At 73.2% G+C, this 13,224-nt stretch carries 11 protein-coding genes; 6 read left to right on the top strand and 5 right to left on the bottom strand.

Going from position 1 to position 13,224, the window contains the following annotated elements:
* A partial coding sequence (locus tag E1266_RS28785) for a maltotransferase domain-containing protein (protein ID WP_132052341.1) occupies nucleotides 1-348 on the bottom strand: 348 nt, incomplete at its 3' end.
* Nucleotides 349-623: 275 nt separating this feature from the next.
* Here E1266_RS28785 and glgP point away from each other — a divergent pair.
* The gene (gene glgP / locus E1266_RS28780) at nucleotides 624-3,263 is read left to right on the top strand and encodes an alpha-glucan family phosphorylase (protein ID WP_132052339.1); all 2,640 of its coding nucleotides are present in this window, start codon (nucleotides 624-626) and stop codon (nucleotides 3,261-3,263) included.
* Here the strand turns inward: glgP and E1266_RS28775 are convergent.
* From E1266_RS28775 to E1266_RS28760, 4 genes are all read right to left on the bottom strand, one after another.
* On the bottom strand, nucleotides 3,260-3,799 hold the full coding sequence (locus E1266_RS28775) for a hypothetical protein (RefSeq protein WP_132052337.1): 540 nt from the start codon (nucleotides 3,797-3,799) through the stop codon (nucleotides 3,260-3,262). The two genes, glgP and E1266_RS28775, sit on opposite strands and share 4 nt — an antisense overlap.
* Nucleotides 3,800-3,828: 29 nt before the next feature.
* On the bottom strand, nucleotides 3,829-4,098 hold the full coding sequence (locus E1266_RS28770) for a helix-turn-helix transcriptional regulator (RefSeq protein WP_132052335.1): 270 nt from the start codon (nucleotides 4,096-4,098) through the stop codon (nucleotides 3,829-3,831).
* Nucleotides 4,099-4,398: 300 nt separating this feature from the next.
* Nucleotides 4,399-5,193 carry an SWIM zinc finger family protein gene (locus E1266_RS28765; protein ID WP_132052333.1) on the bottom strand — a complete coding sequence of 265 codons (795 nt, stop codon included), beginning with the start codon at nucleotides 5,191-5,193 and terminating at the stop codon, nucleotides 4,399-4,401.
* Complete coding sequence (locus E1266_RS28760) at nucleotides 5,193-8,300, bottom strand: DEAD/DEAH box helicase (RefSeq protein WP_132052343.1); 3,108 nt, start codon at nucleotides 8,298-8,300, stop codon at nucleotides 5,193-5,195. Before E1266_RS28760 ends, E1266_RS28765 begins: the two co-directional genes overlap by 1 nt.
* A 126-nt stretch (nucleotides 8,301-8,426) precedes the next feature.
* Between E1266_RS28760 and E1266_RS28755 the strand changes: the two genes are divergently transcribed.
* From E1266_RS28755 to E1266_RS28735, 5 genes are all read left to right on the top strand, one after another.
* Nucleotides 8,427-9,209: an enoyl-CoA hydratase-related protein gene (locus E1266_RS28755; RefSeq protein ID WP_132052331.1), complete on the top strand. Its 783-nt coding sequence runs from the start codon at nucleotides 8,427-8,429 to the stop codon at nucleotides 9,207-9,209.
* 92 nt (nucleotides 9,210-9,301) lie between these two features.
* Nucleotides 9,302-10,069 (top strand): SDR family oxidoreductase, encoded by a 768-nt coding sequence (locus E1266_RS28750; RefSeq protein WP_132052329.1) that lies wholly within the window; start codon nucleotides 9,302-9,304, stop codon nucleotides 10,067-10,069.
* A gap of 214 nt (nucleotides 10,070-10,283) precedes the next feature.
* Nucleotides 10,284-11,234 (top strand): acyl-ACP desaturase, encoded by a 951-nt coding sequence (locus E1266_RS28745; RefSeq protein ID WP_132052327.1) that lies wholly within the window; start codon nucleotides 10,284-10,286, stop codon nucleotides 11,232-11,234.
* 128 nt (nucleotides 11,235-11,362) lie between these two features.
* A complete protein-coding gene (locus E1266_RS28740) occupies nucleotides 11,363-12,145 on the top strand; it encodes a serine/threonine-protein kinase (protein ID WP_165966245.1) in 783 nt (260 codons plus the stop codon).
* A gap of 51 nt (nucleotides 12,146-12,196) precedes the next feature.
* The coding region (locus tag E1266_RS28735; RefSeq protein WP_132052323.1) for a serine/threonine-protein kinase at nucleotides 12,197-13,224 on the top strand (1,028 nt) is incomplete at its 3' end.

Raw genomic sequence — 13,224 nt, 5'->3', positions numbered from 1 at the left:
GGCGTCGTGCCACCAGTGCGCGATCGGATCGCCCCACGCCTCCACCCGGAACGACCACGACCCCACCCGCGTCGGCGTCACCTCCGCCGACCACCGGTCCAGCCCCTCACCGACCTCGGCCATCCGCTGACCGGGCAGCTCCTCGCCCTCCGGCGTCCGCAGCACCACCGCCGCGCCCAGCATCTCGTGCCCCTCGCGGAACACCGTCGCCGACACCTCGACCGTCTCACCCACCACCGCCTTGGCCGGCCACCGGCCGCAACCCACCACCGGAGCCACATCGAGGATGGGGATGCGCCCAAGCCTCGGAATGCCGGGAGCGTTGGACGTTCCGGACTCGACGTGCATAGGCCCACCCCTACCCGCGCGGAATTTCCAAAACGTCCCATGCCCGCGATCAGGCGCCTACCGTCATGTAGTTTCCGATAACTTTGCGCGGCCCCCCGGCCACCGTGGGTAAGGGCCGCCCGGGACGTGTGATCCGCGAGCTCAACCCGTATGGAAAGCCTTTGCGGCCCGGGGCATTCCGGAGTTCAAGAGCGTCTCTGGAGACGGTCGGTTCGGGGGGGCCTCCCCTTCCCGGCTATCGCACCATCGGGACGCAGCGCATAGCGTGGCGTTGTGTGAAGGCAATCCGACGTTTCACGGTTCGCACCGTCCTTCCCGAGCCGCTCCGGCAGCTCGAGGAGCTCGTCCTGAACCTGCGCTGGTCCTGGCACCACGAGACGCTCGACCTGTTCCGCGCCGTGGACCCGGCGCTGTGGCAGGCCGTCCACCACGACCCGGTCAGGCTGCTCGGCGAGGTCGCGCCGGAGCGGCTGGAGCGGCTCGCGGAGGACCGGCGCTTCCTGCGCCGCCTGCAGGACACCGCCGAGGACCTGCGCGAGTACCTGACGGCTCCGCGCTGGTACCAGTCGCGCGCGGACGCCCTTCCCGCCGGCGACGCTCCGTCCTGCATCGCCTACTTCTCACCCGAGTACGGCATCACCGCCGCGCTGCCGCAGTACTCCGGCGGCCTCGGCATCCTCGCGGGGGACCACCTGAAGACGGCGAGCGACCTCGGCGTCCCGATCCTCGGGGTGGGGCTGCTGTACCGGCACGGGTACTTCTCGCAGTCGCTGTCGCCGGACGGCTGGCAGCTGGAGCGCTACCCGCCGATCGACCCGAACGGGCTGCCGCTCACCCTGCTCCGCGAGCGGGACGGGACACCGGTCCGCATCACCATCGGCCTCCCCGCGGGCCGCGGCCACGTGGGCGGGCCCCACGGCCGCGGACTGCAGGCGCAGGTGTGGGTCGCGCAGGTCGGCCGCGTCCCGCAGCTCCTCCTCGACTCCGACGTCGAGGAGAACGAGCAGCCGGCGCGCGACGTCACCGACCGGCTGTACGGGGGCGGCGGCGACCACCGGCTCCTGCAGGAGATGCTGCTCGGCATCGGCGGCGTGCGGGCCATCCGCGCGTACTGCCGCATCACCGGGTACCCCGCGCCCGAGGTGTTCCACACCAACGAGGGGCACGCCGGGTTCCTCGGCCTGGAGCGCATCCGCGAACTGGTGTCGGAGGACGGCCTGACGTTCGACGAGGCCCTGGAGGCCGCCCGGGCGGGCACGGTGTTCACCACGCACACGCCCGTCCCCGCCGGCATCGACCGGTTCCCGCGGGAGCTGATCAGCCGGTACTTCGGCGGCGGGAACGAGACCGAGCACGTCCCCGTCGAGCGGGTCCTCGCCCTCGGCGCCGAGGACTACCCCGGCGGCGACCGCACGGTGTTCAACATGGCCGTGATGGGGATGCGGCTGGCGCAGCGCGTCAACGGCGTCAGCAGGCTGCACGGGCAGGTCAGCCGGGAGATGTTCGGCGGCCTGTGGGGCGGGTTCGACACCGCCGAGGTCCCCGTCGGCTCGATCACCAACGGCGTGCACGCCGGGACGTGGGTCGCCCGCGAGGTGCTGGAGTTCACCGCCCGGGAACTGCCGTCGGTGATGGAGAGCGGCCGCGGCTGGGAGGGCGTGCGGAACGTCTCCGAGGCCGAGATCTGGCGGATGCGGGGACTGCTGCGGCGCCGGCTCGTCGCGGACGCGCGGCGCCGGCTGCGCGAGTCGTGGCGGCAGCGCGGCGCGAGCGAGGCCGAGACCTCCTGGATCGACGACGCCCTCGACCCGGACGTGCTGACGATCGGGTTCGCGCGGCGCGTCCCGTCCTACAAGCGGCTGACGCTGATGATGAGCGACCCGGACCGGCTCCGCTCCATCCTGGTCGACCCGGACCGCCCCGTGCAGATCGTCATCGCCGGGAAGGCGCACCCGGCCGACGAGGGCGGCAAGCGGCTCATCCAGGAGATCGTCCGGTTCGCCGGGTCCGAGGACGTCCGGCACCGGATCGTGTTCCTGCCCGACTACGACATGGCGCTCGGGCAGCTCATGGTGCAGGGCTGCGACGTGTGGATGAACAATCCGCTGCGCCCGCTGGAGGCGTGCGGCACGTCCGGGATGAAGGCCGCGCTGAACGGCGGGCTGAACCTGTCGATCCGGGACGGCTGGTGGGACGAGTGGTACGACGGCCAGAACGGCTGGGCGATCCCGTCCGCCGACGGCCTCGCCGCGCCCGACCGGCGGGACGAGCTGGAGGCCGCCGCGCTGTACGAGCTGATCGAGGACCACGTCTCGGTCACGTTCTACGACCGGGACTCGGCCGGGCTGCCGCGCCGCTGGCTGGAGATGGTCAAGCACACCATCGCGACCCTCGGCCCGAAGGTGCTGGCGACCCGGATGCTGCGCGACTACGTCGAGGAGCTGTACGCCCCGGCGGCGGCGTCCGAGCGCGCCATGGTCGCCGACAAGTTCGCGGGCGCGCGGGCGCTCGCGGCGTGGAAGCGGCGGGTCCGGGAGGCGTGGCCGCGCGTCGCCGTCGAGCACGTGGAGTCCAGCGGGGAGGAGAGCCCGCAGGTCGGTGCGCGGCTGGCGGTGCGCGTCGTCGTCGACCTCGGCGGCCTCGACCCGGACGACGTCGCCGTGGAGGCCGTCTACGGCCGGGTGGACGACTCCGACGCGCTGGTCGGCCCGGCCCACCTGGAGCTGCGGCACGCGGAGCCGGCCGAGGACGGCCGGGTCCGCTACGTCGGGGAGGTCCCGCTGGAGCGCAGCGGCGCGTTCGGGTACAGCGTCCGCGTCGTGCCGAGCCATCCGCTGCTGTCCGGACGGGCGGAGATGGGCCTCGTGGCCCTGCCGCCCGCCCCGCAGGGCATGACCAACGGCGACCTCCGCTAGGCGGTCTCCTCGTCGTAAGGCGGCTCGTCGGGCGGCGGGTCGGGCTGCCGCCACCCGGCGACGAGCACCGGCATCAGCAGGTGCGTGAGGAACAGCGACACCACCCCCATGACGATCGCCGCCATGGGGATGAACGTGCCGCGGTCGCCCGGGACGCTGAGGACCGCGACGACGACCACGGCGAGCAGCACCAGCATCGCCCGGTGCGCGACCGCGTGGGCGCGGAGCCGTTCGGCGACCTGCCGCTCGTCGAGGTCCCGCTCCGCCAGCGACACCGTCCCCCGGGTGGCGGCGTTCAGCACGGTGATCACCGGCAGCGCGACCAGCACCGCGAGGACGAGCAGGCCGATCGTCCAGTACATCGCGGTGTCGCTCGGGGCGAGGTTCCACGAGACGACCGTCCCGGCCCACACCATGGCGATGGCCGCCCCTCCCGCTCCGGCGAGCACGCGCCGGCGTTCCCGTGTCGCGTGCCAGGAGGGCAGGAGGTCCTTCTCCGTGGCCTCCTTCTGGGCTTCCGTCCAGCGTGTCCTCAAGCCGTGCGCCCTCCTGTCTCGGCTTCCCATCACGTGCTCCCCAGCCGGGGGAACGGCTCCAGCGAGAACACGACCTCGACCGGCACCTCGAAGAACCCGGCGATGCGCAGCGCGAGATGCAGGCTCGGGCTGTACTCGCCCCGCTCCAGGTAGCCGATCGTCTGGTAGTGGACCCCCAGCGCCGTCGCCAGCTCGCGGCGCGAGACGCCCCGCTCGGCCCTCAGCACCGCGATCCGGTTGTGCACGTTCTCCTTGTCGGCGTTCTCCTTGCCGGCCCTGCTCCCCGCCTTCACCGGCATCGCCTCCGCGGCCGGCGGTCAGGGCGCGTTCCGCGCGCCGCGGTCGCGGGTCCGCGAACCTCGCGTCGCAGCGGAGTCTCGTCCACGGGCACCTCCTGCCGGTAAGTGAACTGCGATCATCCGAACTACTCCTACAACGTCCTGTAGTATAAGTACTACATCTCATCGCAGACCTGCAAGTCCGGTGGCTTGGTATCGAGACGAGCGGGCCGACTCTCGATGCTCATCCCCGCCCGGAGCCGGGCGACGGCCGGACCGCGCTCAGCCGCGCGGGTCGCCGCCGTCCTGGCCGGCGCTGTCTTAGCCTGCGCTGTCCTGGCCGGCGCTGTCCTGGCCTGCGAGGGCCTCGTAGACCGGGGCGAGGACGTCGGTCAGCGCGCGGCGGCGGATCTTCACCGGCGGGGGAGGGGCCAGCTGGAGCACGAAACCCGGCGGGACGGGAGGCGCGGCCGGGCGCTCGCGGAGCCGGGCCAGGCCGGACGGCGGCGCCCAGAACCCGGCGGCCGTGAGCGGCTCGTCCTCCAGGTCAAGGGGGTCGGGTCCGGTCTCGGCGCCGCGCCGCAGCGCCGCCAGGAGCTGCTCCCGGCCCCGGCCGTTCCACTGCAGGATGAGGAACGGGTCGTCGTCGAACGCCTCGGCCAGCAGGTACAGGACGGCCGCCGCGTGCTTGCACGGATCGCCCCAGTCGGGGCAGTCGCACATGAGGTGCAGGTCGGACGCCGCCCCGGGGAAGAGGGCGAGGCCCAGTTCGGCGAAGACCCACTCGATCTCCGGCGGCATCTCGCCGGCCAGCAGGCGGGCGCGGAACACCGCGCGCGACGCCAGCTCCTTCTCGACGGCCCGCCAGTCCGTCTCGCCGATCGCGTCGATGCCGAGCGCCACCTCGTACGGCTCGGGCGCCGATCCCTGCACCTTCGCCGTCACCTCGTGCGGCGCGACCCTCAGGTCGGACACCCGGCCCTTGCGCGCGTACGTCCGGCCGCGGGACAGCCGCCCGGTGTCGGCGAACGACTCGAGCAGGTCGATGAAGCGGCGCGACCACCACTGCGCGCCGATCGAACCGCGTTTGTTGCGCGCCTTGACGCCCTCGGCCATCAGTCGCTCACCGCCTCGGGGGACAGCCGCAGGACGTCGCGCAGCTCCGCGACCGACAGCTCCGTGAGCCACTCCTCGCCGGTGCCGACGATCGACTCGGCGAGGGCCTTCTTGCGCTCGATCATCTCGTCGACGCGCTCCTCCATCGTCCCGACGCAGATGAACTTGCGGACCTGGACGTTGCGGGTCTGCCCGATGCGGAACGCGCGGTCGGTGGCCTGGTCCTCGACGGCGGGGTTCCACCAGCGGTCGATGTGCACGACGTGGTTGGCGGCGGTCAGCGTCAGGCCCGTCCCGGCGGCCTTGAGCGACAGCAGGAAGACCGCGGGCTCGGCGTCGCCCTGGAACCGTTGGACGAGATCGTCCCGCGCCTGCTTGGACGTCCCGCCGTGCAGCCACAGCACGGGCCGTTCGAGCCGGGCCGCCAGGTAGGGCTGGAGCATCGAGCCGAATTCGGCGTACTGGGTGAAGACGAGCGCCTTCTCGCCCTGCGCCAGGACCTCCGCGCAGATCTCCTCCAGCCGTTCGAGCTTGCCGGAGCGGCCGGGGAGGCGCGAGCCGTCCTTGAGCAGCTGCGCCGGGTGGTTGCACACCTGCTTGAGCTTGGCCATCGTCGCCAGCACCAGCCCGCGCCGCTGCGTCTCGTCGGCCTCGGCGATCTGCCGGAGCATGTCGTCCACGGTCGCCCGGTAGAGGGACGCCTGCTCGGTGGTGAGGTTGCAGTAGACCTTGATCTCCTGCTTGTCCGGCAGGTCCGAGATGATCGACCTGTCGGTCTTGAGGCGGCGCAGGACGAACGGCTGCGTCGCCCGCTTCAGCGCCGCCGCGGCCTGCTCGTCGCCCTCCCGCTCGATCGGGATCGCGAACCGCCGCCGGAACTCGGCGCGCGGCCCGAGCAGCCCCGGGTTGGCGAACTCCATGATCGACCACAGCTCGGTCAAGTGGTTCTCGACCGGGGTGCCGGTCAGCGCGATCCGGGTGCGGGCCGGGATGCTTCGCACCGCCCTGGCCTGCCGGGTCCCGCTGTTCTTGAGCGCCTGCGCCTCGTCGCAGACCACCCGCTCCCACTCGAACCCGGCGAGCGTCTCCGCGTCCCGCGTCGCGGTCCCGTAGGTCGTCAGGACGAGGTCGGCCCCGGCGACGGCCTCACCGAGCTCCTCCCCGCGGTACCGCCCCGTCCCATGATGGACGTACACCCGCAACTTGGGCGCGAACCGCGCCGCCTCCCGCTCCCAGTTCCCCACCAGGGACATCGGCAGGATCGCCAGCGTGGGGGCGGGGCGGGAGCCGTCCTCCCGCTCGTGGACGAGCAGCGACAGCACGGAGATCGTTTTCCCCAGTCCCATGTCGTCCGCGAGCAGGGCGCCCAGCCCCAGACCGTTCATGAACGCCAGCCAGGAGAGGCCGCGCTGCTGGTAGGGGCGCAGGTCGGCGTCCAGCTCGTCGGGCGTGCGCATCGGGGTGAGACGGCGGTCGGCCTCGCCGGAGAGGAGGTCGCCGAGGGGGCCGGCGGCTTCGACGCCGGTGAGGGGGAGGGCGTCGTCGCCCGCGTGGACGATCGCGCGGATCGCCTCGGCCGCGGTCATCCGGCCGCGGCGGGGGTGGCGGAGGAAGTCGAGGGCCGCCTCCAGCTGCCGTTCGTCCAGCTCGACCCACTGGCCGCGCAGCCGGACGAGGGGCGTCTTCAGCCGGGCCAGTTCCTCCAGCTCGGCCTCGTCGATGCTGTCGTCGCCGATGGCGAGGTCCCAGCGGAAGCCGACCATCGCCTTGAGGTCGAAGCCCGACGGGCCGGCGGCGCCCGCCGACGCCTCCGGATCCTCCGTGCCGGTGGTGAGCCGCATGCCGAGCTTCGCCTTGCCCGCCCACTGGGGGAGCAGGACGCCGAAACCGGCGGCGGCGAGCATCGGCGCGGCCCGGCGGAGGAAGCGGAACGCGCCGGCGGTGTCGAGGAGGAGTTCGCCGGGTGCGGGGCCGTCCAGGGCCGGCGCGATGTCGGGGAACAGGCGGAGCGCGCGGCCGAGGCCGGCGAGGAGCGTCTCCTCGGCGTCCGGAACCGAGGTCGCCTCGCCCGCCCACACCATCGCGGCGGGCACGTACAGGCTGGGGTCGTCGGTGCCCTGGAGGGCGAACTCGACCCGCCAGGAGTCGTCGTCCCGTTCGGCCGCGTCCTGCGTTTCGAACTCCCCCGCGCCGAACTCCCCCGCGCCGAACTCCCCCGCGCCGAACTCCTCCGCGCCGAACTCCTCCGCGCCCGGTTCGGCGAGGCGGAAGCACACCCGCAGGGGGCCGGACGGGCGGCGCGCGGCGGCGGCCCACGCGTCCAGCTCGGCGATCAGGTCGCCGGGGTCGTCGCGCGGCTCGCGGGCGACCAGCGGCGACGGGCCGGTCAGCGCCGCCACCCAGCGTTCGGCGAGCGGCAGCCGGTCCGGGACCTTGCGGCGGGACACCAGCAGCGGATGCGGCACCACGCCCCGCACGGCGGTGTCGACCAGCCCCGACAGGGCCTCGCGCAGCACCTCCCCGGCGGGGCGGCCGCCGTCGGCGGCGCGGCACGCGGCGGGCATCGCGCGGGCCAGCGCCCGGAACCGCGCCGGGTCATCGACCACCGGGCGCCAGCGGGCCACCAGGTCGCCGTCCTCGCGCAGCAGCGCGGGCAGGACGTGGCCGCGCTCCGCGAGATGGACGGCCTCGTCCGCGAGCAGGCACAGGAACCGGAGGTCGCCGCCGGGGACGACGTCGGCCGCGTCCTCGGCGGCTTGGAGCAGCGCCATCGCGGCGAACGGCTCCAGGACGAGCGCCGGGACCGTCCACGGACGCAGCTCCGGCTCGTCCCGCACCGGCTCGTCCCGCACCGGCTCGTCCCGCACCGGCTCCGGCCGCAGCTCCGCGGAGGGCAGCAGGTGGCCGCCCCCGTCCGGCGGTGACACGGTCGGCAGCGTCAGGGGCAGCTCGACACGGAACGCGCCCCGCACGAGCGGCTCGTACGACGTGCCGGAGAAGTCGCAGGTGGCGAACGGGTGCGTGCCGGGCCCGGGCTCGTACGGGCCGGTGCGCTCGGCCCAGAGGCACAGCGCACCGCCCTGCCAGGTGGCGTGGGCGACGAGCATGGTCACCGAAGCTACCAGGGGCCTCTGACGTCCCGGCGCAGCACAGCCGCGACTCCGGTGCCGCCCGTCACCCCGGCTGGTTAGGCTCGAAGCCGTTCACCGCCGAAACGCAGCAGGAGGATCGCCGTGGGCGAGTTCGTACGGGTCGAGGTCGAGGACGGGATCGCGACGATCAGGCTGGACCGTCCGAAGATGAACGCCCTGAACGCCCAGATGCAGCGGGAGCTGATCGACGCGGCCCGCGAGGTCACGCAGGACGAGGCCGTCGGCGCGGTCGTCCTGTACGGCGGGGAGAAGGTGTTCGCGGCCGGCGCCGACATCAAGGAGATGGCGCCGATGTCGTACGCGCAGATGTCGGCGGGCCACTCGCGGCTGCTGCAGGACTTCGCCAAGGCGCTCGCCGGGATCCCGAAGCCCGTCATCGCCGCGATCACCGGGTACGCGCTCGGCGGCGGCCTGGAGCTGGCGCTGACGGCCGACTTCCGGGTCGCGGGCGAGGGCGCGAAGGTGGGGCAGCCGGAGATCCAGCTCGGCATCATCCCCGGCGCGGGCGGCACCCAGCGGCTGTCCCGGCTGATCGGCCCGTCCAAGGCCAAGGACCTGATCTTCTCCGGGCGGCACGTCAAGGCGGACGAGGCCCTCGCGATCGGCCTGGTGGACCGGGTCGTCCCGGACGCCGACGTGTACCGGGCCGCCAGGGAGTGGGCGGCGACGTTCGTCGGCGGGCCCGCAATCGCGCTGCGCGCCGCCAAGGAGGCCATCGACGCGGGGCTCGAGGTCGACCTCGACACCGGGCTGGAGATCGAGCGGACCCAGTTCGCCGCCCTGTTCGCCACCGAGGACCAGGCGAACGGCATGAAGAGCTTCATGGAGGAGGGCCCCGGCAAGGCCCGGTTCACCGGCCGCTGACCGCCCGCGCGCCGTCGGCGGTATGAAACGTTACGTGTGTTTTTGGCCGTGCCTGCCTGGGGCGTCGAGATCGGCCGATAGCATCTGCCGCCATGCGACACGCGTACCGAACCGCGCTCGTCACGGGCGCGTCCAGCGGCATCGGCGAGAGCTTCGCCCGCCTCCTGGCCGGCCGCGGCACCGACCTGGTGATCGTGGCGCGCCGGGCCGACCTGCTGGACGGCCTGGCCCGCGAGCTCGTCGAGCGGTACCGGGTCGCCGTGGAGGTGGTCGCGGCCGACCTCACCGACCCCGCGCAGCGCGGCGAGGTCGAGGCGCGGCTGCGGGCCGACCCGGTCGAGCTGCTGGTCAACAACGCGGGCTACGGCGCCTTCGGGCCGTTCGCGGAACTGCCGCTGGACAACCATCTGGCGCAGGTCGAGCTGAACGTGAACGCGCTCGTCCGGCTCACCCACGCCGTCCTGCCGGGCATGATCGAGCGCGGCCGGGGCGGGGTGCTGAACGTCGCGTCGATGGCGGGGTTCGCCCCGTCGCCCGGCAGCGCGACGTACGGGGCGACCAAGGCGTACGTGGCGGCCTTCTCCGAGAGCCTGCACTCCGAGGTCGCCGCCAAGGGCGTCCACGTGACGGCGCTGTGCCCCGGTTTCACGCGCACGGAGGACGACGTCCCCTCGAACCTCCTGTGGCTGCGCCGCGACGACGTCGCGCGGGCCGGTCTGGACGCCGTCTCGGCCGGACGCGCGCTGTGCATCCCCGGCATGCAGTACAAGGCGGCGTTCCCCGCCCTCAAGCTCGTGCCCAGGCCGCTGCTCAGGGCCGCCGTGAACCGCATGTGGCAGCAGGCCGCCGACACGAGGTGACCCGGTGGTGACGCAGGTCACGCCGCTTTTGCTCGGACCTACAAACTCGCCGCGGGCGGATTGTCGCGGGGCTTACTTGACGCGGGTGACGCTCAGTGGCGACCATCGAAACCTACGCTTACGTAGGTTAGGTACGGCCCGCCGGGCCGCCCTCCTCATGTCGCGGGTGCGGCGGCACCGTCCGGCAATACACATCGTCCAGCGAAGGAACCGCATGTCCGTGACCCCCGAAGACAAGTTCCAGACCGGCCTCCTGCACGACCTCGAACCGGTGGTCGAGACGGAGCTCAACCGGCACCTGTCGATGGCCAAGGAATGGTTCCCGCACCAGTACGTCCCCTGGTCCGAGGGCCGCGACTTCGACGGCCCGCTCGACGGCGAGCCGTGGTCGCTGGAGCAGTCCAAGCTGAGCGTCGAGGCGCGCGAGTCGCTCATCGTCAACCTGCTCACCGAGGACAACCTCCCCGGCTACCACCGCGCGATCGCCACCGTGTACGGCCGCGAGGGCGCCTGGGGCACCTGGGTCAACCGGTGGACCGCCGAGGAGAACCGCCACGGCATCGCCCTGCGCGACTACCTCACCGTCACCCGCGCGGTCGACCCCATCGCGCTGGAGCGCGCCCGCATGCACCACATGGAGGCGGGCTACGAGGCCGACCACGGCGACTCGTTCCTGCACGGGACGGCGTACGTGTCCTTCCAGGAACTCGCCACCCGCGTGTCGCACCGCAACACCGGCAGGGCTTCGGGCGACCCCGTCTGCGAGCAGATGATGGCCCGCATCGCCGCCGACGAGAACCTCCACATGATCTTCTACCGGAACCTGATGGCCGCCGCGCTGGAGGCCGCCCCGAACGAGACCATGCGGGCGATCACCGACGTCGTCACCACGTTCCACATGCCCGGCCACAGCATCGACGGCTTCATGCGCAAGTCCGTCATCATCGCCAACGCCGGGATCTACGACCTGCGCCTGCACCACGACGACGTCCTCGTCCCGGTCCTGCGCAAGTGGAACGTCTTCGACCGCACCGACCTCTCCGGCGACGGTGAGAAGGCCCGCGAGGAACTCGTCGAGTTCCTGGACCAACTCGACGCGTCCGCCACGAAGTTCGAGACCCGCCGCGAGGAGCGCCGAGCCCGCCAGGCGGCCCGCAAGCAGTGATCACGCCCCGTCCGAGCTGACCGCTCGGCCGGCTCGAACGCCGTTCAGTCCGTTTTGTCCGGAACGCGGACGGTGTTCTCCGCGTCCAACCGGATATGGGGACGCAGCGGCGGCTGGGTGAGTATCGGTTGCTGGCCGAGATCGGCCGGGGGAGCACCGCGGTGGTGCACCTGGCCATGGACCCCCGCGGCCGCGAGGTCGCGGTGAAGGAGCTGCTCCCGGAGCTGGCGGGGGAACCGGAGGCGATCTTCCGCCTGGCCCGGGAGATGTCGGCGCAGGCACGGGTCCGCAGCGAGTACGTGGCCCGGCTCCTGGACGGGGAGGTCGGCGCCGCGCGCCCGCACGTGGCGATGCAGTACGTGCCGGGCTGCCCGCTGAACGACCTGATCGCGGCGTACGGCCCGCTGCGGCCCGACCGGCTCGTCCGGTTCGCGCGGCGGCTGGCGCTCGCGCTGGGCGACGTCCACGACGCGGGCGTGCTGCACCGGGACGTCTCGCCCGGCAACGTGATCGTGATGGGCGACCGCCCGACGCTCATCGACTTCGGCATCGCGCACGAGGCCGGCGCCGAGCAGATCACCCGGCGCGGGATGGTCGTCGGGACGCCCGCCTTCCTGGCCCCGGAGCTGATCGAGGGGGAGCGCGCCACCACCGCGTCGGACGTGTTCTCGTGGGCGGCGACCGTCGCCTGCGCCGCGACGGGGCGGCCGCCGTTCGGCCGCGGGTCGCTGCACGGGGTGTGCTTCCGCATCCTGCGCGGCCAGGCCGACCTCGACGGCGTCCCCGAGCGGCTGGCCGGGCCGCTGCGGTCCGCGCTCGTGCGCGACCCGTCCCGCCGGCCGACCGCCCGCAGGCTCGCGGGCGCGCTCGCGGACGGCGGCGGCACCGGTGACGGGACGGCGGCCGCATGATGCCGATTAGATCTTCTCGTCCGGATCGGCGAGAGTAGGGTTTCGGAAACGATGAAGGGAGCCGTCACGTCCGGGGAGCGAATCGGCCACTACCGCGTGCTGGACACCCTCGGCGAAGGGGGCATGGGCGTCGTCTACCTCGGCGCCGACTCCGAAGGCCGCAACGTGGCCATCAAGGTGCTGCGCCCCGCCGTCGCGGGGGACGCCACGGCGCGCCGCAGGCTGGCCCGCGAGGTCGACTCGATGCGCCGGGTGCACAGCCCGCACGTCGCCGAGATCCTCGACGCCGACGTGACGGCCGAGCGACCCTACATCGTGACGCAGTACGTCCCAGGCCAGACGCTTGAGGAGGTCGTCGAGGAGTCCGGGCCCGTGTACGGGCCGGCGCTCCAGCGGCTCGCCGTGGGGCTGGCCTCGGCGCTCTCGGCGATCCACGGCGCCGGGATCGTCCACCGCGACCTGAAGCCCGGCAACGTGATGCTCGTGGACAGCGAGCCCGTCGTGATCGACTTCGGCATCGCGCAGGCCGCCGACGCGACCCGGCTGACCGCCACCGGGATGGTGATCGGCACGCCCGGTTACCTGGCCCCCGAGATCATCGAGGGCGAGGACGCGGGCCCGCCGTCGGACGTGCACGCCTGGGCGGGCACGCTCGCCTACGCCGCGACGGGCCGCCCCCCGTTCGGCTCCGGGACGTTCGAGTCGATCTTCTACAAGATCATGCAGGGCGCGCCGGACCTCGACGGCGTGCCCGACGCGCTGCTGCCCGTGCTGCGCTCGGCGATGGCGCGCCACCCCGCCGAGCGCCCCACCGCGATCAGCCTGGTGCAGCTCACGCGGCGGATCCACATCGAGGCCACGATCACCGACCAGACGCGGATCGACCAGCACTACCCGTCGCCCTCCGCGTCCCCGGCGGAGCCCGCGCCCGACCACTCCCGGCAGTTCTCCATGCCGGCCCCCGGCCCGCCGCCGGCCGACGCGCCGCGGCCCACCACGCCGGGCTCGACCGCCATCCCGGCCGTCGCGCCGACGCCGGCCCCGGCGCAGCCCAGCGACTTCGTGGGGCAGCTGCCGCC

The organism is Actinomadura sp. 7K534, assembly GCF_004348575.1.
In the GTDB taxonomy this organism is placed as follows: domain Bacteria; phylum Actinomycetota; class Actinomycetes; order Streptosporangiales; family Streptosporangiaceae; genus Spirillospora; species Spirillospora livida.
This window is presented reverse-complemented; position numbering and strand designations above follow the sequence as displayed.